General features: G+C 45.5%; 18 protein-coding genes, 1 riboswitch and 1 other annotated feature (1 of these 20 running past the window's edge). All 18 genes read left to right on the top strand.

Annotation, left to right across the window (positions count from 1 at the left end; all coding sequences use genetic code 11):
• Positions 1-102, top strand: a binding site (T-box leader); it begins 125 nt to the left of the window's first position.
• 52 nt (positions 103-154) lie between these two features.
• The 18 genes from ileS to cysC all read left to right on the top strand — a co-directional run bounded on the left by ileS (position 155) and on the right by cysC (position 20,763).
• Positions 155-2,920 carry an isoleucine--tRNA ligase gene (ileS, locus tag NYE22_RS13945; RefSeq protein WP_161985982.1) on the top strand — a complete coding sequence of 922 codons (2,766 nt, stop codon included), beginning with the start codon at positions 155-157 and terminating at the stop codon, positions 2,918-2,920.
• Positions 2,921-3,063: 143 nt separating this feature from the next.
• Entirely contained in the window at positions 3,064-3,438 is a 375-nt protein-coding gene (gene ylyA / locus NYE22_RS13940; RefSeq protein WP_014476755.1) for a sporulation-related RNA polymerase-binding protein YlyA, read from the top strand.
• 102 nt (positions 3,439-3,540) lie between these two features.
• Positions 3,541-4,005: a signal peptidase II gene (gene lspA, locus NYE22_RS13935; protein ID WP_003245047.1), complete on the top strand. Its 465-nt coding sequence runs from the start codon at positions 3,541-3,543 to the stop codon at positions 4,003-4,005.
• A 1-nt stretch (position 4,006) separates the two neighbouring features.
• Positions 4,007-4,918 carry an RluA family pseudouridine synthase gene (locus NYE22_RS13930; protein ID WP_003245307.1) on the top strand — a complete coding sequence of 304 codons (912 nt, stop codon included), beginning with the start codon at positions 4,007-4,009 and terminating at the stop codon, positions 4,916-4,918.
• 182 nt (positions 4,919-5,100) lie between these two features.
• On the top strand, positions 5,101-5,646 hold the full coding sequence (gene pyrR, locus NYE22_RS13925) for a bifunctional pyrimidine operon transcriptional regulator/uracil phosphoribosyltransferase (protein ID WP_003232127.1): 546 nt from the start codon (positions 5,101-5,103) through the stop codon (positions 5,644-5,646).
• A 174-nt stretch (positions 5,647-5,820) separates the two neighbouring features.
• Positions 5,821-7,128, top strand: a complete 1,308-nt coding sequence (pyrP, locus tag NYE22_RS13920; RefSeq protein WP_015483210.1) for a uracil permease PyrP — start codon at positions 5,821-5,823, stop codon at positions 7,126-7,128.
• A gap of 145 nt (positions 7,129-7,273) precedes the next feature.
• On the top strand, positions 7,274-8,188 hold the full coding sequence (locus tag NYE22_RS13915) for an aspartate carbamoyltransferase catalytic subunit (RefSeq protein ID WP_041335901.1): 915 nt from the start codon (positions 7,274-7,276) through the stop codon (positions 8,186-8,188).
• On the top strand, positions 8,172-9,458 hold the full coding sequence (locus NYE22_RS13910) for a dihydroorotase (RefSeq protein WP_161985983.1): 1,287 nt from the start codon (positions 8,172-8,174) through the stop codon (positions 9,456-9,458). Before NYE22_RS13915 ends, NYE22_RS13910 begins: the two co-directional genes overlap by 17 nt.
• On the top strand, positions 9,455-10,549 hold the full coding sequence (locus NYE22_RS13905) for a carbamoyl phosphate synthase small subunit (RefSeq protein WP_003232115.1): 1,095 nt from the start codon (positions 9,455-9,457) through the stop codon (positions 10,547-10,549). The genes NYE22_RS13910 and NYE22_RS13905 overlap by 4 nt, the downstream gene beginning before the upstream one ends.
• A complete protein-coding gene (carB, locus tag NYE22_RS13900; RefSeq protein WP_342411919.1) occupies positions 10,534-13,749 on the top strand; it encodes a carbamoyl-phosphate synthase (glutamine-hydrolyzing) large subunit in 3,216 nt (1,071 codons plus the stop codon). Before NYE22_RS13905 ends, carB begins: the two co-directional genes overlap by 16 nt.
• Complete coding sequence (pyrK, locus tag NYE22_RS13895) at positions 13,746-14,516, top strand: dihydroorotate oxidase B electron transfer subunit (protein ID WP_032725668.1); 771 nt, start codon at positions 13,746-13,748, stop codon at positions 14,514-14,516. Before carB ends, pyrK begins: the two co-directional genes overlap by 4 nt.
• On the top strand, positions 14,516-15,451 hold the full coding sequence (locus NYE22_RS13890) for a dihydroorotate dehydrogenase (RefSeq protein ID WP_032725669.1): 936 nt from the start codon (positions 14,516-14,518) through the stop codon (positions 15,449-15,451). Before pyrK ends, NYE22_RS13890 begins: the two co-directional genes overlap by 1 nt.
• The gene (pyrF, locus tag NYE22_RS13885) at positions 15,420-16,139 is read left to right on the top strand and encodes an orotidine-5'-phosphate decarboxylase (protein WP_003232107.1); all 720 of its coding nucleotides are present in this window, start codon (positions 15,420-15,422) and stop codon (positions 16,137-16,139) included. The genes NYE22_RS13890 and pyrF overlap by 32 nt, the downstream gene beginning before the upstream one ends.
• On the top strand, positions 16,136-16,768 hold the full coding sequence (gene pyrE / locus NYE22_RS13880; RefSeq protein WP_015715860.1) for an orotate phosphoribosyltransferase: 633 nt from the start codon (positions 16,136-16,138) through the stop codon (positions 16,766-16,768). Before pyrF ends, pyrE begins: the two co-directional genes overlap by 4 nt.
• A gap of 144 nt (positions 16,769-16,912) precedes the next feature.
• Positions 16,913-17,018: riboswitch (SAM riboswitch) on the top strand.
• A gap of 164 nt (positions 17,019-17,182) precedes the next feature.
• Positions 17,183-17,884, top strand: a complete 702-nt coding sequence (locus NYE22_RS13875; RefSeq protein ID WP_003221498.1) for a phosphoadenylyl-sulfate reductase — start codon at positions 17,183-17,185, stop codon at positions 17,882-17,884.
• 11 nt (positions 17,885-17,895) lie between these two features.
• On the top strand, positions 17,896-18,960 hold the full coding sequence (gene cysP / locus NYE22_RS13870) for a sulfate permease (RefSeq protein ID WP_029317784.1): 1,065 nt from the start codon (positions 17,896-17,898) through the stop codon (positions 18,958-18,960).
• A 48-nt stretch (positions 18,961-19,008) separates the two neighbouring features.
• A complete protein-coding gene (gene sat, locus NYE22_RS13865) occupies positions 19,009-20,157 on the top strand; it encodes a sulfate adenylyltransferase (protein ID WP_003245745.1) in 1,149 nt (382 codons plus the stop codon).
• Positions 20,158-20,169: 12 nt separating this feature from the next.
• The gene (cysC, locus tag NYE22_RS13860; RefSeq protein ID WP_015252120.1) at positions 20,170-20,763 is read left to right on the top strand and encodes an adenylyl-sulfate kinase; all 594 of its coding nucleotides are present in this window, start codon (positions 20,170-20,172) and stop codon (positions 20,761-20,763) included.
• Positions 20,764-20,792 lie beyond the last annotated feature (29 nt).

Below are 20,792 nucleotides of genomic sequence, written 5' to 3'. Positions count from 1 at the left end.
TAGGTTAGGACGTTCATCACGTTACGATGCTCAAGAGGAAAAAGCGTATGCTGGCTTTTTCTAAAAGGGTGGTACCGCGAGATAAGCTTTCTCGTCCCTTATGGGATGAGAGGGCTTTTTTTATTTTCTGAAAAAATGCAGTGGAGGAATGAAAATGGATTTTAAAGACACGCTCTTAATGCCAAAAACAGATTTCCCGATGCGTGGAAATTTGCCAAACCGTGAGCCTGATATTCAAAAGAAATGGGAGGAAGAGGATATCTATCGTCTTGTGCAGGAACGGACGAAAGACCGCCCGAAATTTGTTTTACATGACGGACCTCCGTATGCTAACGGCGACATCCATATGGGCCACGCGCTTAACAAGATTTTGAAGGACTTCATTGTCCGCTATAAATCAATGAGCGGCTACAACGCACCGTATGTACCGGGCTGGGATACACACGGATTGCCAATTGAAACAGCTCTGACAAAAAACAAAAAAGTCAACCGCAAAGAAATGTCAGTAGCGGAATTCCGCAAACTGTGCGAAGAGTACGCTTGGAAGCAAATCGAGGGACAGCGTGAGCAATTTAAACGTCTTGGTGTTCGCGGTGACTGGGAAAACCCATATGTGACATTAAAACCGGAATACGAAGCGCAGCAAATCCGCGTATTTGGTGAAATGGCAAAACGAGGCTACATTTACAAAGGCCTTAAACCGGTTAACTGGTCACCTTCAAGTGAGTCTGCTCTGGCTGAAGCCGAGATCGAATATCAAGACAAACGTTCAGCATCAATTTACGTCGCTTTTGGTGTAAAAGACGGAAAAGGCGTTCTTGAAAACGGCGAGCGCATCATCATTTGGACAACAACGCCTTGGACAATTCCGGCGAACCTCGGAATCTCAGTGCACCCTGATCTTGAGTACAGCGTGATTGCAGTAGGTGAAGACCGCTTTGTCGTAGCAAGTGCATTAGTCGAAAATGTTGCATCGGCATGCGGATTTGATCAGTATGAAGTGACAAGAACGGTCAGAGGGAAAGACCTTGAGAACATTATCGCTGAACACCCGCTATATGGCAGAGACTCTCTCGTTATGCTTGGTGAACACGTAACAACTGATGCCGGAACAGGCTGTGTTCATACAGCGCCAGGACATGGGGAAGATGACTTTATCATCGGCCAAAAATACGGTTTAGATGTGCTTTGCCCGGTTGATGAAAAAGGTGTAATGACAAGCGAAGCTCCTGGGTTTGAAGGCATGTTCTATGATGATGCAAACAAAGCGATCACACAGCAGCTCGATGAAAAAGGCGCACTTGTGAAGCTTGAATTCATTACTCACTCTTATCCGCATGATTGGAGAACAAAAAAACCAACCATTTTCAGAGCGACAGCGCAATGGTTTGCGTCTATTAAAGATTTCAGATCAGACCTGCTGGATGCCATTAAAGAAACCAAATGGGTTCCTGAATGGGGCGAGCAGCGTTTGCACAACATGGTTCGGGACCGCGGAGACTGGTGTATTTCCAGACAGCGTGCGTGGGGTGTGCCGATTCCGGTATTTTATGCTGAAAACGGAGAACCGATTATTACAGATGAAACCATTGAACATGTTTCTGAATTGTTCAGACAGCACGGATCAAACATTTGGTTTGAAAAAGAAGCAAAGGATCTTCTTCCGGAAGGCTTTACGCATCCTGGCAGCCCGAACGGCACATTTACAAAAGAACAGGATATCATGGATGTTTGGTTTGATTCAGGCTCTTCACATCAAGCAGTGCTTGAAGAACGTGATGACCTCGTTCGCCCGGCTGATTTATACCTAGAGGGATCTGACCAATATCGCGGCTGGTTTAACTCTTCTCTTTCTACAGCAGTAGCCGTAACAGGGAAAGCGCCGTATAAAGGTGTGCTCAGCCATGGGTTCGCACTGGATGGAGAAGGACGCAAGATGAGTAAATCAATCGGTAACGTTGTTGTTCCGGCTAAAGTTATGAAACAGCTTGGTGCCGACATCTTAAGATTATGGGTATCTTCAGTGGATTATCAGGCGGACGTTCGCGTGTCTGACGCCATTCTAAAGCAGGTTGCGGAAGTATATCGTAAAATCCGCAACACGTTCCGTTTCCTTCACGGCAACCTTTTCGATTTTGATCCAAAAACAAATGCGGTGGCTGTCGAAGATCTTCGTGAAGTGGATCAGTATATGCTGATTAAGCTGAACAAGCTGATTGATAAAGTGAAAAAAGCGTATGATGAGTACGAATTTGCGGTTGTGTATCACAGCATTCATAATTTCTGCACAATCGAATTGAGCTCATTCTACCTTGATTTTGCAAAAGATATTGTCTACATCGAGCATGCGGATCATCCGGATAGACGCAGCATGCAGACAGTATTCTACGAAACGCTTCTTGCATTAGTGAAGCTTTCTGCGCCTATCCTTCCACATACGGCAGACGAATTGTGGTCTCATTTAACATTTGTTGAAGAGCAGAGCGTTCAGCTGACCGATATGCCGGAAACAGTCGCGGTTCCAAACAGTGAAGCGACTGAAGAAAAATTTGACCGCTTTATGGCTCTTCGTGATGACGTGTTAAAAGCATTAGAAACTGCGCGAAATGAAAAAATTATCGGTAAATCTTTGGAAGCAAACCTGAAATTGTATCCAAACAAAGAAAACAAGGAGCTCTTGGCTTCCATAAAAGAAAACCTTTCTCAGCTGTTTATTGTGTCTGAACTGACAATCAGCGAAGAAAATGATGCGCCGAACGATGCGCAAAGCTTTGCGACGGGTAAAATCGCTGTCGAGAAAGCGGAAGGCGAAATGTGTGAGAGATCACGTGTGATTTCAAAAGATGTAGGTGCAAATCCGAAATATCCTACACTTTCATTACGCAACGCTGAAATCGTTGAAAAATACTATCAAAAATAATGAAAAGGGCCCGGCGTAAAAGCCGGGCTTTTTTTGTGCCAAGAGTGACATCCTTTAGAACGGCAGGAAAAATCTTATGGGCTTTAGATCATCATTCATAGGCAACAATAAAGGTACTACGTTAAGAGCAGGAGTTGTGAAGAATGAATGATCAACTGACCGCAATTTATACGGAACTTCTTCTGATGAAAGAAGAATTACAGTCGAGATTATTTGAGTATTCTTGCTTTCAGGTTTCTACAAGCCCGCAAGCAGCAATCAATCATAAACAAAAAGCAACTCTGATCTATCATATTAAAGAAGAGCTTCAAGACGTTCTCCTTGCATTGTCCAAAATCGAAAACGGCACATTCGGATACTGTGAAGAAACAGGGGCCCCCATTCCTCTTTCAAAGCTGGCGGTGCTGCCGACGGCCCGAACAGCAAACGATTTTCTTTATTCTGTCCAATTTGAGAAAAAAACGCTTCCGATATGGAAATCAACGGATATCGAATATGGTCAGGCACTGTATGAATAACAGTGTCTGTCCGGTTAATATGCCTGATATTTCTTTACTCCAGTGCTTTTTATTGATAAAATGCATAATGGATTAAAGTAACCGTAAACTGGAGGAACGTTTGTGCTGTATTATATGATTGCACTACTTATTATTGCAGCCGATCAATTGACAAAATGGCTAGTTGTTAAGAACATGGAACTTGGCCAAAGCATTCCGATCATTGATCAGGTATTCTATATCACCTCCCATCGCAATACGGGTGCTGCATGGGGGATATTAGCGGGTCAAATGTGGTTTTTCTACCTCATAACAACCGCTGTTATTATTGGTATTGTTTATTACATACAGCGTTATACAAAAGGACAAAGGCTTCTTGGCGTTGCCCTCGGACTTATGCTTGGCGGTGCCATCGGCAACTTTATCGATCGGGCTGTCAGACAGGAAGTTGTGGATTTTATCCATGTTATTATTGTCAATTACAATTACCCGATATTTAACATCGCGGACTCTTCACTATGTGTCGGCGTAATGCTTTTATTTATACAAATGCTGTTGGACAGCGGGAAAAAGAAAAAGGAGCAATAGCATGAATCAAATTGATATAACCGCTTCAGAAGAACAAAAAAGTGAGCGGATTGATAAATTTTTGGCATCGACTGAGAATGATTGGTCAAGAACCCAGGTTCAGCAATGGGTAAAAGACGGACAGGTTGTCGTGAACGGAAGCGCGGTGAAAGCGAATTATAAAATTCAGCCGGGTGATCAGGTGACCGTCACTGTACCCGAACCGGAAGCGCTCGACGTCCTGGCAGAGCCTATGGATCTGGATATTTATTATGAGGACCAGGATGTGCTGGTCGTCAACAAACCTCGCGGAATGGTTGTTCACCCAGCACCCGGGCATCTTACGGGCACACTTGTAAACGGCCTTATGGCTCATTGCACAGACCTTTCCGGAATAAATGGCGTGATGCGTCCGGGTATTGTTCACAGAATCGATAAGGACACGTCCGGTTTATTAATGGTGGCGAAAAATGATATGGCACACGAGTCACTCGTAAACCAATTGGTCAACAAAACGGTCACCCGAAAATATACGGCCGTTGTCCACGGGCTTATTTCTCATGATGACGGCACAATTGACGCGCCGATCGGACGAGATAAGAAAGACCGTCAAAGCATGACTGTGACACGTGATGGCAAAAACGCTGTCACTCATTTTCATGTACTAGAGCGTTTTCAGGATTTTACGTTAGTGGAATGCCAGCTTGAAACAGGGAGAACCCATCAAATTCGTGTTCATATGAAATATATCGGATTCCCATTAGCAGGCGATCCGAAATACGGCCCAAGAAAAACAATCGACTTTAATGGCCAAGCGCTTCACGCGGGAGTTTTAGGTTTTGACCATCCACGAACAGGAGAATATGTCGAATTTGAAGCGCCGCTTCCTGAGGATATGGCAGAATTAATCGAAAACCTCAGAAAAAACGGTTGACAGAGGGTTTCTTTTCTGAAATAATAAACGAAGCTGAATAGATTCTTTAAAACAGTCCAGAGAGGCTGAGAAGGATAACGGATTGACGGGATGCGTGTATAGGCGCGCACCTTGTCCTAAAACCCCTCTATGCTCTGGCAGGAGGGGTTTTTTCTTCTATATGAACTGTGAGGTGTCACACATTGAATCAAAAAGCTGTCATTCTCGACGAACAGGCAATCAGACGGGCGCTGACCAGGATTGCTCACGAAATGATCGAACGCAATAAAGGAATGAATAACTGCATCCTTGTCGGCATTAAGACAAGAGGGATTTACCTGGCAAAACGCCTTGCGGAACGCATTGAACAGATTGAGGGAAATCCTGTTACAGTCGGTGAAATTGATATTACTCTTTACAGAGACGATCTTTCTAAAAAAACGAGCAACGATGAACCGCTTGTAAAAGGTGCAGATATTCCGGTAGATATCACAGATCAAAAAGTCATTCTCGTTGATGATGTTCTGTATACCGGAAGAACAGTCAGAGCAGGAATGGATGCGCTTGTTGATGTAGGCAGACCTTCCTCCATTCAGCTTGCAGTGCTTGTGGACAGAGGACACCGGGAGCTGCCGATCCGAGCGGATTATATCGGGAAAAACATCCCGACATCAAAGTCAGAAAAGGTTATGGTTCAGCTTGATGAGGTAGACCAAAACGATCTCGTCGCCATTTATGAAAACGAATAATAGATCACCTTTTTAAGGGCAATCCAGAGAGGTTGCAAAGAGGTGCACAACAAAGGCCCAAAAAAGCATTCGGCAGGTCTTTGTATGCCTCTTTGCGTAAAAAAGCAAAGAGGTTTTTTTATACAGTCATTGAGTCATCCTAAAATGAAAGTCAACAATCAGGGGGAAATCATCATGAGTAAGAAAAAAGTAAATTTAGGGGTCAGGGATGTCCCGACACCTTTCTCTTGGGTTTCATTCAGCCTTCAGCATTTGTTTGCCATGTTTGGCTCAACCATTTTGGTTCCGAAGCTCGTCGGAATGAGTCCTGCTGTGGCGTTGGTGACAAGCGGCATCGGAACACTGGCGTACCTTCTTATTACGAAAGGGCAAATTCCGGCGTATCTCGGTTCATCCTTCGCCTTTATTTCTCCGATCATTCTGGTAAAAGCGACCGGCGGGCCGGGAGCGGCAATGGTTGGAGCGTTTCTTGCAGGGCTGGTGTACGGGCTGATTGCCTTATTGATCAGGCAGCTTGGAACAGGATGGCTGATGAAGATTCTCCCGCCTGTAGTCGTAGGGCCTGTTATTATCGTCATCGGGCTGGGACTGGCAAGCACTGCGGTAAACATGGCGATGTATGCTGATCCAAACGCGAGTGAGTTGGTCTATAGCTTAAAGCACTTTAGTGTCGCAGGAGTTACGCTGGCAATTACGATTATTTGTGCGATTTTCTTACGAGGATTTCTAAGCCTGATTCCGGTTCTGATTGGAATCATTGGCGGATACCTGTTCGCCCTTACTCAAGGGATTGTCAACTTCCAGCCGGTGCTTGACGCGAAATGGTTTGCAGTGCCTGAATTTATCATTCCGTTCAAAGATTATTCACCGTCAGTTACACTCGGCATCGCAGCCGCAATGGTTCCTGTCGCATTTGTCACAATGTCAGAGCATATCGGCCACCAAATGGTGCTGAGTAAGGTTGTCGGACAAGACTTCATTAAAAAGCCAGGTCTTCATCGCTCTATTATGGGTGACAGTGTGGCGACAATCCTCGCTTCCCTGATCGGCGGTCCGCCGACAACGACTTACGGAGAAAACATTGGCGTGCTGGCCATCACAAGAGTATTCAGCGTCTTTGTCATCGGAGGAGCGGCAGTGATTGCTTGTTGCTTCGGCTTTATCGGCAAAATTTCAGCGCTGATCAGTTCAGTGCCGTCAGCGGTCATGGGAGGCGTCTCCTTCCTGCTGTTCGGAATCATTGCTTCAAGCGGCCTGCGAATGCTGATTGACAACAAAATTGATTATGAAAACAACAGAAACCTCATTATTACATCAGTTATCCTTGTCATCGGTGTAGGAGGCGCTTTTATCCAAGTGTCTCAGGGCGGATTCCAAGTGTCAGGAATGGCGCTTGCCGCAATTGTCGGTGTCATCTTAAACCTGATTCTTCCGCAGGCGAAGGAAGAGCAGGCAGACACATCTGAACAACATCATATTTAAAACCTTTTAATGAAAGTCCAGAGAGGCTTGGAAGGGTTATGAAGAGAAGGAAGCTTCAATGCTGCCCTCTATTTAACCATACCCCGAGTCTATCTTAGACCGGGGTTTTTTTTCAGCCTTAAGTTGAAAAGAGAGGGGAAAGAACATGAAGCATTTAACGACGATGAGTGAACTCAGCACTGAGGAAATCAAAGATTTGCTTCAAACAGCACAAGAGCTCAAAAGCGGAAAAACAGACAATCAGCTTACAGGAAAGTTTGCCGCAAACCTGTTTTTCGAACCGAGCACGAGAACGCGGTTCAGCTTTGAGGTCGCAGAAAAAAAGCTGGGCATGAATGTGCTAAACCTTGATGGAACAAGCACAAGCGTGCAAAAAGGCGAAACCTTATATGACACGATCCGGACGCTCGAATCAATCGGTGTGGACGTCTGCGTCATCAGGCACAGTGAGGATGAGTATTATGAAGAGCTTGTCAGCCAGGTGAACATTCCGATTCTGAATGCGGGAGACGGATGCGGCCAGCATCCAACACAATCACTGCTTGATTTAATGACGATTTATGAAGAGTTCAATACGTTCAAAGGGCTTACCGTCTCCATTCACGGCGACATCAAGCATAGCAGAGTGGCAAGGTCAAATGCGGAAGTGTTGACAAGATTGGGGGCCCGGGTCCTATTTTCCGGCCCTTCGGAATGGCAGGATGAAGAAAATACATTCGGCACGTATGTCTCAATGGATGAAGCAGTTGAGTCTTCCGATGTTGTCATGCTGCTGCGCATTCAAAATGAACGACATCAGTCAGCTGTCAGCCATGAAGGCTATTTAAACAAATACGGCTTGACCGTAGAACGGGCTGAGCGTATGAAGCGGCATGCGATCATCATGCATCCTGCTCCGGTAAACAGAGGAGTGGAGATTGATGACAGCTTAGTAGAAAGCGAAAAATCAAGAATCTTCAAGCAAATGCAAAATGGCGTATTTATCAGAATGGCAGTGATACAGCGTGCCTTACAAACCAATGTGAAAAGAGGAGAAGCAGCGTATGTCATATCTCATTAAAAACGGCTGGATACTAAACGAAAATGGTGAAAAAACACAAGCGGATATCCGAGTGACTGGAGAAACCATCACCGCAATCGGCAAGCTTGATGCAACGGATAATGAAACGGTAATTGATGCAAAAGGTTTGCTCGTTTCACCTGGGTTTGTTGATCTCCACGTGCATTTCAGAGAGCCGGGCGGAGAGAAAAAAGAAACTATTGAAACCGGGGCAAAAGCAGCGGCACGCGGCGGCTATACTACAGTAGCAGCAATGCCGAATACGCGGCCGGTTCCTGATACAAAGGAGCAGATGGAATGGGTGCAAAACAGAATTAAAGAAACATCATGCGTAAGAGTTCTTCCATATGCATCCATTTCGATCAGACAAATCGGCGATGAAATGACAAACTTTGAAGCGTTAAAAGAAGCCGGGGCATTTGCTTTTACAGATGACGGCGTTGGTATACAGACAGCAGGAATGATGTATGAAGCGATGAAACGGGCAGCCGCAATTGACAAAGCGATTGTTGCACATTGCGAGGACAACTCCTTAATTTACGGAGGGAGCGTACATGAGGGGACATTCTCCAAAGCGAACGGGCTAAACGGCATTCCTTCTGTGTGTGAATCGGTTCATATTGCTCGCGATGTGCTGCTGGCTGAGGCGGCAAACTGCCATTATCATGTATGCCATATCAGCACAAAAGAATCTGTCAGAGTTGTACGCGATGCGAAAAAAGCGGGAATCAGAGTGACAGCAGAAGTATCGCCGCATCATTTGCTGCTTTGTGATGAGGACATCCCGGGGCTGAACACAAACTATAAAATGAATCCTCCGCTCCGCAGCCCAGAAGACAGAGCTGCTTTAATTGAAGGTCTTTTAGACGGAACAATTGATTTTATCGCAACAGACCATGCACCGCATACGGAAGAAGAGAAGAACACAGAAATGAAGCTGGCGCCATTCGGAATTGTCGGCTTAGAAACAGCATTCCCGCTTCTTTACACACACTTTGTCAAAAATGGCAGCTGGTCACTGAAGCAGCTGATTGACTACATGACAATCAAGCCATGCGAAGCGTTCGGTCTCCCATATGGAACATTACAAACGGGGCAAGCTGCGGACATTACGTTAATCGATTTAGAAAAAGAAGCAGTTATAGACAAAGAGACATTTTTATCAAAAGGAAAAAATACACCATTCAACGGCATCAGTTGCACCGGCTGGCCGGTCGCTACAATTGCGGCAGGGAAGCTTGCTTATGAAGAGGGGAGACTTGTCAAATGAAGAGACGATTAGTACTGGAAAACGGAGCGGTATTCGAGGGAGAAGCCTTCGGAAGCTTAGAACACAACATGGGAGAAGTCGTTTTTAATACTGGGATGACAGGCTATCAGGAAATTTTATCTGATCCTTCTTACTGCGGACAGATCGTAACATTAACATACCCGCTTATCGGAAATTACGGCATTAACCGTGATGATTTTGAATCCATTACTCCTTTTGTGAAAGGGCTGATCATCAAAGAATTATGTGAGCTGCCTTCCAACTGGCGTTCAGCATACACCTTAGACGAGTATTTAAAAATGAAAAACATTCCCGGACTCCAGGGGATTGATACAAGGAAGCTGACAAGAATGATCCGCACGGCAGGCGCGCTAAAAGGAACATTCGCTTCATCTGATGAAGATATCGAAGCAGTGCTGAAAAGACTGAACGAAACGGAATTGCCAAGAAATCAAGTATCCCAAGTATCAGCAAAAACAGCATATCCGAGCCCGGGAAGAGGCAAACGCATCGTCTTGGTTGACTTCGGCATGAAACACGGGATTCTAAGAGAGCTGAACAAACGGAAATGTGACGTCATCGTTGTGCCTTACAACATTACAGCGGAAGAGGTGCTTCAGCTGAAACCGGACGGTATCATGCTTTCTAACGGACCTGGAGACCCGAAGGATGTGCCTGAAGCGATTGAAATGATTAAAGGTGTTCTTGGAAAAGTGCCATTATTCGGAATATGTCTCGGCCACCAATTATTCGCGCTGGCTTGCGGGGCGAATACTGAAAAAATGAAATTCGGCCACAGGGGCTCAAACCACCCGGTAAAAGAGCTGGCTACAGGAAAAGTTGCCTTAACATCTCAAAACCATGGATATACAGTTTCGTCTATCAGTAAAACAGAACTGGAAGTGACGCATATCGCAATTAACGACGATACGATTGAAGGGCTGAAGCATAAAACATTGCCGGCATTTACGGTTCAATATCATCCCGAAGCCTCACCTGGTCCTGAGGATGCCAACCATCTATTTGACAGATTCATCGAAATGATCGAAACAACAGAGAAAGAAGGGGAAGCGGTATGCCAAAACGCGTAGACATTAACAAAATTTTAGTAATCGGATCTGGACCGATCATCATCGGCCAAGCAGCAGAATTTGACTATGCGGGAACACAAGCCTGTCTTGCTTTGAAAGAAGAAGGTTATGAAGTCATCCTTGTCAACTCAAACCCTGCCACGATCATGACAGATACAGAAATGGCTGACCGGGTTTATATCGAACCGCTCACACCTGAATTCCTGACACGAATCATCAGAAAAGAGCGCCCAGATGCCATTCTTCCTACACTCGGAGGCCAAACCGGTTTGAATCTTGCGGTTGAGCTTTCTGAAAGAGGTGTTCTGGCAGAATGCGGCGTCGAAGTGCTTGGCACAAAACTGTCTGCGATTCAGCAAGCTGAAGACCGTGACTTGTTCAGAACATTAATGAATGAACTGAATGAACCGGTGCCTGAAAGTGAGATTATCCACTCCCTTGAAGAAGCAGAAAAATTCGTCAGTCAAATTGGATTCCCTGTCATTGTCCGCCCGGCATATACATTAGGCGGAACAGGCGGAGGCATCTGCTCGAATGAGACAGAGTTAAAAGAAATCGTTGAGAACGGCTTGAAATTAAGCCCGGTACACCAATGTCTGCTTGAAAAAAGCATCGCCGGCTATAAAGAAATCGAGTATGAAGTCATGAGAGACAGCCAGGATCACGCCATTGTCGTTTGTAACATGGAAAACATTGATCCAGTTGGAATCCATACTGGAGACAGTATTGTTGTCGCGCCGAGCCAAACGCTCAGCGATCGCGAATATCAGCTCTTGCGGAATGTATCGTTAAAACTGATTCGCGCGCTTGGAATCGAAGGCGGATGTAACGTCCAGCTCGCTTTAGACCCAGACAGCTTCCAATATTACATTATTGAAGTAAATCCGCGTGTCAGCCGTTCATCTGCCCTTGCATCAAAAGCAACGGGGTACCCGATTGCAAAGCTCGCTGCTAAAATTGCAGTCGGACTTTCATTAGATGAAATGATGAACCCGGTGACAGGAAAAACATATGCAGCATTTGAACCAGCTCTTGACTATGTCGTATCCAAAATTCCGCGCTGGCCGTTTGATAAGTTTGAATCAGCAAACAGAAAGCTTGGCACGCAAATGAAAGCGACAGGTGAGGTCATGGCAATCGGCCGCACGCTTGAAGAGTCATTGCTGAAGGCAGTGAGATCACTGGAAGCGGATGTGTATCATCTTGAATTGAAGGACGCCGCTGACATTTCAGATGAGCTTCTTGAAAAGCGAATTAAAAAGGCCGGTGATGAACGCTTATTCTACTTAGCTGAAGCGTACAGAAGAGGCTACACGGTAGAAGACCTCCATGAATTTTCCGCTATCGATGTCTTCTTCTTGCATAAGCTGTTCGGAATCGTACAGTTTGAAAAAGAATTGAAGGCGAATGCGGGCGATACAGATGTGCTGAGACGGGCAAAAGAACTCGGCTTCTCTGATCAGTACATTAGCCGCGAGTGGAAAATGAAAGAATCCGAGCTTTACAGCTTGAGAAAACAAGCGGGGATTGCGCCGGTATTCAAAATGGTAGATACGTGCGCGGCGGAATTCGAGTCAGAAACGCCATACTTCTATAGCACATACGAAGAAGAAAATGAATCTGTCGTTACAGATAAGAAAAGTGTGATGGTGCTTGGTTCGGGTCCGATTCGAATCGGTCAGGGTGTCGAGTTCGACTATGCGACGGTTCACTCTGTATGGGCAATTAAACAAGCAGGCTATGAAGCCATTATTGTCAACAACAACCCGGAAACCGTTTCAACAGACTTCAGCATCTCAGACAAGCTGTATTTTGAACCGCTTACGATTGAAGATGTTATGCACATCATTGACCTTGAACAGCCAATGGGCGTCGTCGTACAGTTCGGCGGACAAACTGCGATTAACCTTGCTGACGAGCTTTCTGCACGCGGAGTGAAAATCCTTGGAACTTCATTAGAAGATTTAGACCGTGCAGAAGACCGGGATAAATTTGAACAAGCGCTTGGAGAACTTGGTGTTCCTCAGCCGCTTGGCAAAACAGCGACATCAGTTGATCAGGCGGTAAACATCGCAAGTGATATCGGTTACCCGGTATTGGTACGCCCTTCCTATGTACTTGGCGGCCGGGCGATGGAGATTGTGTATCATGAAGAAGAGCTGCTTCATTACATGAAAAACGCAGTTAAAATCAATCCACATCACCCTGTATTAATTGACAGATACTTGACAGGAAAAGAAATTGAAGTCGATGCAGTATCCGACGGTGAAACAGTCGTCATTCCGGGAATTATGGAGCACATTGAACGTGCGGGCGTTCACTCCGGAGACTCAATCGCTGTTTATCCGCCTCAGTCTCTCACAGAGGACATTAAGAAAAAAATTGAACAATACACGATCGCATTGGCTAAAGGGCTGAATATTGTCGGTTTGCTCAATATTCAATTCGTCTTGTCGCAAGGCGAGGTGTACGTGCTAGAAGTGAATCCGAGATCAAGCAGAACCGTACCGTTTTTAAGCAAAATTACGGGTATCCCAATGGCGAATCTCGCAACAAAAATCATTCTTGGTCAAAAGCTGGCTGCGTTTGGCTATACAGAGGGCCTTCAGCCTGAACAGCAAGGTGTATTTGTAAAAGCGCCGGTCTTCTCCTTTGCCAAGCTGAGAAGAGTGGACATTACGTTAGGGCCTGAAATGAAATCAACAGGTGAAGTCATGGGGAAAGATTCGACACTTGAAAAGGCGCTCTACAAAGCCTTGATTGCTTCAGGTATTCAAATCCCGAACTACGGTTCCGTGCTTTTAACAGTAGCTGATAAGGACAAAGAAGAAGGGCTTGCCATTGCTAAGCGGTTCCACGCGATCGGCTACAACATTTTAGCGACGGAAGGAACGGCAGGCTACTTGAAAGAAGCTTCCATTCCAGCGAAGGTCGTCGGAAAAATCGGTCAGGATGGCCCGAACCTGCTTGACGTCATCAGAAACGGAGAAGCGCAGTTTGTCATCAATACGCTGACAAAAGGAAAGCAGCCGGCAAGAGACGGTTTTAGAATCAGACGTGAATCAGTAGAAAATGGTGTTGCCTGCCTAACATCTTTAGATACGGCAGAGGCGATATTGCGAGTGCTGGAAAGCATGACATTCCGTGCTGATCAAATGCCGGCAGTCAACACAAATCAGGAGGCGGCAGTCACTATATGAAAAAAGCGTATTTGACAGTATGTTCTAACCAGCAAATTGCAGACCGGGTGTATCAAATGGTTCTGAAAGGGGAGCTTGTCCAAGGGTTTACAACCCCTGGACAGTTCCTTCATCTTAAAGTGAGCGAAGCGGTTACGCCTCTTTTGAGAAGACCAATCAGCATCGCAGACGTCAACTTTGAAAAAAATGAAGTCACCATCATTTATCGGGTAGATGGGGAAGGGACAAGACTCTTGTCACTGAAGCAGCAGGGAGAATTTGTGGATGTCCTCGGGCCTTTGGGAAATGGCTTTCCTGTTAATGAAGTTCAACCCGGAAAGACGGCTTTGCTGGTAGGAGGCGGAGTAGGTGTGCCGCCTCTCCAAGAGCTGTCGAAACGCTTGAATGAAAAAGGGGTAAATGTCATCCACGTTTTAGGATTCCAATCGGCAAAGGATGTTTTTTACGAGGAAGAATGCCGGCAGTACGGAGACACGTATGTGGCAACAGCTGACGGAAGCTACGGGGAAACCGGATTTGTCACAGATGTGATTAAACGGAAAAATCTAGAGTTTGATATCCTCCTCAGCTGCGGGCCGACACCGATGCTCAAGGCGTTAAAACAGGAATATGCCCATAAAGAAGTATATCTGTCCATGGAGGAACGAATGGGCTGCGGAATCGGCGCATGCTTCGCGTGTGTGTGCCATACAAACGAAAGTGAGACATCCTATGTAAAAGTATGTCTCGACGGGCCTGTATTTAAAGCTCAGGAGGTGGCGCTGTAATGCTAGAGGTGAAATTGCCGGGACTTGATTTGAAAAACCCAATCATTCCTGCATCAGGCTGCTTCGGTTTTGGAAAAGAATTTTCACATTTTTATGATTTGTCTTGTCTTGGAGCCATCATGATTAAGGCTACGACAAAGGAGCCGCGCTTTGGGAATCCGACGCCGCGGGTAGCTGAGACTGGTGCTGGAATGCTCAATGCGATCGGTCTCCAAAATCCGGGGCTGGATAGTGTGTTGCATAATGAGCTGCCGTGGCTTGAGCAGTTTGATACGCCGATCATTGCCAATGTCGCAGGTTCTCAAGTCGAGGATTATGTTGAAGTCGCAGAGCATATTAGCAAAGCGCCTAATGTTCATGCTCTTGAATTGAATATTTCCTGCCCGAATGTGAAAACAGGCGGAATCGCTTTTGGCACGAATCCTGAAATGGCTGCCGATTTGACAAAAGCGGTGAAAGAGGTTTCGAATGTACCCGTTTATGTGAAGCTTTCTCCGAACGTGGCCAATATCACAGAAATTGCATTAGCGATCGAGGAAGCGGGAGCGGACGGTCTTACGATGATCAACACACTAATTGGCATGAGACTCGATTTAAAAACCGGCAAACCGATATTAGCGAATAAAACAGGGGGACTTTCAGGCCCTGCTGTGAAGCCGGTTGCCATTCGCATGGTGTATGAAGTCAGCCAGATGGTCAACATCCCGATTATTGGAATGGGAGGCGTGCAAACGGCTGAAGATGCCCTGGAATTTCTTCTCGCGGGAGCAAGCGCAGTCGCTGTCGGAACAGCAAATTTTGTGAATCCTTTTGCCTGTCCAGAGATTATTGAACAGCTCCCATCTGTTTTGCGCCAATACGGCTATCAATCAATTGAAGAATGCATCGGAAGGAGCTGGAATCATGAAAAACAACCTGCCCATCATCGCGCTTGATTTTGCATCAGCTGAAGAAACACTCGCGTTCTTAGCTCCTTTTCAGCAAGAACCGTTATTTGTAAAGGTTGGAATGGAGCTTTTTTATCAAGAAGGGCCATCGATCGTGAAACAATTAAAAGAAAGAAACTGCGAGCTGTTTTTAGATCTCAAGCTTCATGACATCCCGACTACTGTAAACAAAGCGATGAAGCGCCTTGCCAGTCTTGGAGTAGACCTCGTCAATGTTCATGCTGCTGGGGGCAAAAAAATGATGCAGGCAGCTCTCGAAGGCTTAGAAGAAGGTACGCCGGCTGGAAAAAAACGTCCGTCACTGATCGCGGTAACCCAGCTGACAAGCACATCTGAACAAATCATGAAAGATGAACTGCTGATCGAAAAATCTCTGATTGATACGGTTGTGCACTACAGCAAACAGGCGGAAGAGAGCGGACTGGATGGAGTGGTCTGCTCTGTTCATGAAGCAAAAGCCATTTACCAAGCGGTGTCGCCTTCATTTCTGACTGTCACTCCGGGGATCAGAATGTCAGAGGACGCTGCGAATGACCAAGTCCGCGTAGCGACGCCTGCCATTGCAAGAGAGAAAGGTTCATCTGCGATTGTGGTAGGACGCTCGATTACAAAAGCGGAAGACCCGGTAAAAGCCTATAAGGCTGTCAGACTTGAATGGGAGGGAATTAAATCTTGAAACAAATCATCGCAAAACATCTATTAGACATCCAAGCTGTATTTTTACGTCCGAACGAGCCGTTCACATGGGCAAGCGGCATTTTATCTCCAATCTACTGTGACAACCGCCTTACGCTATCTTTCCCAGAGGTCAGAAATGATGTCGCCTCAGGCATCAGCAAGCTTGTCAAAGAGCATTTTCCCGAAGCTGAAATGATTGCGGGAACAGCAACCGCGGGTATTCCTCATGCTGCTCTTGCGGCTGACCGTTTGAATCTTCCGATGTGTTATGTGAGGAGCAAACCGAAGGCGCACGGAAAAGGCAATCAGATTGAGGGAGCTGTTCAAGAAGGGCAAAAAACAGTCGTCATTGAAGACTTAATTTCCACAGGAGGCAGCGTGCTTGAAGCTTGTGCAGCTTTACAAGCGGCCGGCTGTGAAGTGCTTGGTGTCGTCTCAATCTTTACGTACGGACTTCCTAAAGCGGAGGAAGCCTTCGCAAAGGCAGAACTGCCATACTACTCATTAACTGATTATGATACGCTCACAGAGGTCGCGCTTGAAAACGGAAATATTCATTCAGATGATCTAAAAAAGCTGCAAACATGGAAACGAAATCCCGAGTCAAAAGATTGGTTTAAAAAATAAAAAATAAATTCAAATGATGTAAAGAGGCTTCAAAGCCTTGCTGTACTTGAAAACAGGCTGTGAGGCCTGTTTTTTTATTAATCCTATAAAAAAAGTCGGGTTGACTTATGTTAGAATTGTGCTAAAATTTACTACAAATCTAAAAACTTATCAAGAGCGGCTGAGGGACTGGACCTATGAAGCCCGGCAACCTGCATAGTTTGTAAGGTGCTACTTCCAGCAAAATGAATTCCATTTTGAAAGATAAGGGCTGCATGCTGTTCCTGTCTTTCTTTCCGCCGGATTGAAAGTTTTTTATTTTAAGAGGAAAAAAGGCTGTCTGTGATATCAGCAGCCGCGAATCACATTACAATTGGGAAAAGACAACCGGCAGAAAGCTACTGTTTGTTTGTCTCCGAAAGGAGGAAAGAAGAAATGTTAACGTACGATAATTGGGAAGAACCAACGATTACATTTCCGGAAGACGATCCTTATAAAGGAGCGCTGTCAGTTTTAAAATGGGCATACGGCCATTACGGCAATCAGCTTGTTTATGCCTGCAGTTTCGGAATTGAGGGAATCGTTCTGATTGACTTAATTTATAAAGTGAAAAAAGACGCAGAGATTGTGTTTCTTGATACAGGACTTCATTTTAAAGAAACCTATGAAACAATTGAACGAGTGAAAGAGCGTTATCCGGGTCTTAATATCATCCTGAAAAAACCAGACCTCACCCTTGAGGAACAAGCCGAAGAACATGGTGACAAACTGTGGGAAAGAGAGCCGAATCAGTGCTGCTATCTTAGAAAGGTCGTTCCTTTAAGAGAGGCGCTTTCAGGACATCCAGCCTGGCTTTCCGGCCTGCGCCGTGATCAAGGGCCAAGCCGTGCCAATACGAATTTCTTAAACAAAGATGAAAAATTCAAGTCAGTAAAAGTTTGCCCGCTTATCCATTGGACTTGGAAAGACATTTGGAGATACACATCCCGGAATGAATTGGACTACAATCCGCTTCATGACCAAGGATATCCAAGTATTGGCTGTGCGCCTTGCACTGCTCCCGCTTTTACAGCAGAGGATTTGCGCTCAGGCAGATGGAATGGTATGGCGAAAACAGAATGCGGACTGCATGAATAAGGAGCTGCAAAATGGAATTAGCCGCTATTTTATTTAGCTTGTTTTTCGCGATGAATATTGGTGCAAGCGGCGCTGCAGCTTCGATGGGGGTTGCTTACGGCTCCGGAGCCATCAAAAAGAAAACTTACGCTTTGATCCTATGCGCAGTCGGTGTCTTTGCCGGGGCGGTCATTGGCGGAGGCGAGGTTGTAAAAACAATCAGCTCCGGCATTATTCCTGAGCAGACGATTACACTGACGATTGTTTGCATCATTATTGGAGCTGCTGCACTGTCGCTCTTTACTGCTAATCTGCTCGGCATTCCTTTGTCGACAAGTGAAGTAACAGTCGGCGCGGTTGTCGGCGTGGGAGTGGCTTATAAAGTATTGTTTGTGAACAATCTTCTGATCATTGTGTCATTTTGGGTTTTTGTCCCGCTGTTCGCTTTCGGCTTCACCTATTTCGTATCTAAGCTGTTTCGTTATTTTAAGATTGAAGTAAAATCTTCTAAAAAGCAAAAAATCCTCGGTATTGTTTTGTTAGTTGCCGGATTTTTCGAAGCATTCTCTGCAGGCATGAATAACGTGGCGAATGCTGTTGGCCCGTTAGTAGCTGCCGGTGTGCTTGATGTCGGAAAAGGAACCTTGTATGGAGGAGCTTTTGTTGCTCTTGGCGCACTGTTATTAGGCCGGCGTGTGTTAGAAACAAACGGGAAGAAAATTACAAGATTCTCCAAAGGAGAAGGCATTCTCTTATCCGGTACAGGAGCGGGACTGGTGATCATCAGTTCTGTATTTGGGATGCCGGTGCCCTTGGCGCAAGTCACGTCATCGTCTATTATCGGAATAGGCATGGCAAAAAACGGGCCGAACGTGTTCCATAAACAAGTTGTTCAAACGATGCTGAAGGTATGGATCGTATCGCCGTTTTTATCTTTATCGATTTCTTATCTGCTTGTATCCTTGTTTTTAAAAGCGGATTATTATTCGATCTTTATCATGGTAAGTGTGCTTTTAGCGGCGGGCGGTGCCGTCAGCCTGACAAAGGCCATTCGTAAAGAGAGACGCTCAGTCCACGAACAAGGCGGGGGAATCTGATCATTAATCTGAGTAATTTTATAAGTTAACTAGGAGGAGATGGATATTATGAGCTTAGCACCACACGGAGGAACATTAGTAAACAGAGTAGATGAATCATATGATGTGAGCGGCATCCAAAAAGAAATTGAACTTGATTTAATTTCTTTCGCGGATTTGGAATTGATCGGTATCGGTGCATACAGCCCGATTGAAGGTTTCTTTAATGAAAAAGATTACGTATCTGTAGTCGAAAACATGCGTCTTTCTTCCGGCGTTGTCTGGTCTCTTCCGATCACGCTTCCGGTCGATGCGCAAAAAGCAGCGGAACTGTCACTTGGTGAAACGGTAAAGTTAACGTATGAAGGAGAAACATACGGCGTTATCCAAATCGAAGATCTGTACGTGCCTGACAAACAAAAAGAAGCTGTCAATGTGTACAAAACAGATGAACAGGAGCATCCTGGTGTTAAAAAGCTGTTCAGCCGCGGCAATACATATGTCGGCGGGCCGATTACGTTGATTAAAAAAGCTTCAAAACAGTTCCCTGAATTTACATTTGAACCGTCAGAAACGAGACGCCAGTTTGCGGAAAAAGGCTGGGAAACCATTGTCGGTTTCCAAACAAGAAACCCTGTTCACAGAGCGCATGAATACATTCAAAAAACGGCTCTTGAAACAGTAGACGGCTTGTTCTTGAATCCGTTAGTAGGTGAAACAAAATCTGATGACATTCCAGCTGATGTACGGATGGAAAGCTACCAAGTGCTTCTTGATCATTATTACCCGAAAGATCGCGTTTTCCTTGGTGTCTTTTTAGCGGCGATGCGTTATGCAGGCCCTAGAGAAGCAATTTTCCACGCGCTTGTCAGAAAGAACTACGGCTGCACACATTTCATCGTCGGCCGTGATCATGCAGGTGTAGGTGACTATTACGGAACATACGAAGCACAGGAGCTGTTTGACACATTTAAACCTGAAGAACTCGGGATTACACCGCTGAAATTCGAGCACAGCTTCTTCTGTAAAAAATGCGGAAATATGGGAACAGCGAAAACTTGCCCTCATGGCAGAGAGCATCACGTCATTTTATCAGGCACTAAGGTAAGAGGTATGCTGAGAGACGGTGTGCTGCCGCCTGCTGAATTCAGTCGAAAAGAAGTCGTAGAAGTGTTAATCAAAGGGATGAAGAAAAAAGAAGAAGTAGGCGTATCTTAAGGAGGAATGGCAGTGACAAATCGCGATATTGTATGGCATGAAGCCTCTATCACAAAAGAAGAGTACCAGCAAAAAAACAAGCATAAAAGCTCCATTCTCTGGCTGACAGGGTTAAGCGGCTCAGGCAAATCAACGATTGCCAACGCCGCTGCGAGAGAATTGTTTGAGCAAGGCTACCAAGTCATTGTGCTGGACGGGGATAATATCCGTCACGGCCTAAATAAGGATCTTGGTTTTTCTGATGAAGACCGAAAAGAAAACATCCGCCGGATCGGAGAGGTGGCGAAGCTTTTTGTTCAGCAGGGAACCATTGTGATTACTGCTTTTATCTCTCCTTTCCGCGAGGATAGACAACAGGTTCGCGAGCTTGTGGAAGCGGGCGAATTTAATGAAGTCTACATTAAATGCGACCTTGATATTTGTGAACAAAGAGATCCGAAAGGGCTTTACAAAAAAGCAAGAAACGGCGAGATTCCGTTCTTTACAGGAATTGATTCTCCTTATGAAGAACCGGAAGCTCCAGAGCTCGTTCTTGATTCAGGACAGCATGACCGTGAAGCGTGTAAAAATCAGCTGATCGAGTTTGTTAAACAAAAATTGAGCTGAATATGATCTGCTGCGTTCTTCTCAGATGC

The sequence above is a fragment of the Bacillus sp. FSL K6-1560 genome (assembly GCF_038592935.1).
Taxonomy (GTDB): Bacteria; Bacillota; Bacilli; order Bacillales; family Bacillaceae; genus Bacillus; species Bacillus subtilis.
Note: the sequence above shows the minus strand (reverse complement) of the source record. Positions and strands in the feature narration are given on the sequence as shown.

Excerpts from the sequence above, each read along its gene's own strand:
- ileS (WP_161985982.1), top strand. The coding sequence starts at position 155 with ATGGATTTTAAAGACACGCTCTTAATGCCAAAAACAGATTTCCCGATG.
- ylyA (WP_014476755.1), top strand. The coding sequence starts at position 3,064 with ATGAATGATCAACTGACCGCAATTTATACGGAACTTCTTCTGATGAAA.
- NYE22_RS13930 (WP_003245307.1), top strand. The coding sequence starts at position 4,007 with ATGAATCAAATTGATATAACCGCTTCAGAAGAACAAAAAAGTGAGCGG.
- pyrP (WP_015483210.1), top strand. The coding sequence starts at position 5,821 with ATGAGTAAGAAAAAAGTAAATTTAGGGGTCAGGGATGTCCCGACACCT.
- NYE22_RS13915 (WP_041335901.1), top strand. The coding sequence starts at position 7,274 with ATGAAGCATTTAACGACGATGAGTGAACTCAGCACTGAGGAAATCAAA.
- NYE22_RS13910 (WP_161985983.1), top strand. The coding sequence starts at position 8,172 with ATGTCATATCTCATTAAAAACGGCTGGATACTAAACGAAAATGGTGAA.
- NYE22_RS13905 (WP_003232115.1), top strand. The coding sequence starts at position 9,455 with ATGAAGAGACGATTAGTACTGGAAAACGGAGCGGTATTCGAGGGAGAA.
- carB (WP_342411919.1), top strand. The coding sequence starts at position 10,534 with ATGCCAAAACGCGTAGACATTAACAAAATTTTAGTAATCGGATCTGGA.
- pyrK (WP_032725668.1), top strand. The coding sequence starts at position 13,746 with ATGAAAAAAGCGTATTTGACAGTATGTTCTAACCAGCAAATTGCAGAC.
- NYE22_RS13890 (WP_032725669.1), top strand. The coding sequence starts at position 14,516 with ATGCTAGAGGTGAAATTGCCGGGACTTGATTTGAAAAACCCAATCATT.
- pyrF (WP_003232107.1), top strand. The coding sequence starts at position 15,420 with ATGAAAAACAACCTGCCCATCATCGCGCTTGATTTTGCATCAGCTGAA.
- NYE22_RS13875 (WP_003221498.1), top strand. The coding sequence starts at position 17,183 with ATGTTAACGTACGATAATTGGGAAGAACCAACGATTACATTTCCGGAA.
- cysP (WP_029317784.1), top strand. The coding sequence starts at position 17,896 with ATGGAATTAGCCGCTATTTTATTTAGCTTGTTTTTCGCGATGAATATT.
- sat (WP_003245745.1), top strand. The coding sequence starts at position 19,009 with ATGAGCTTAGCACCACACGGAGGAACATTAGTAAACAGAGTAGATGAA.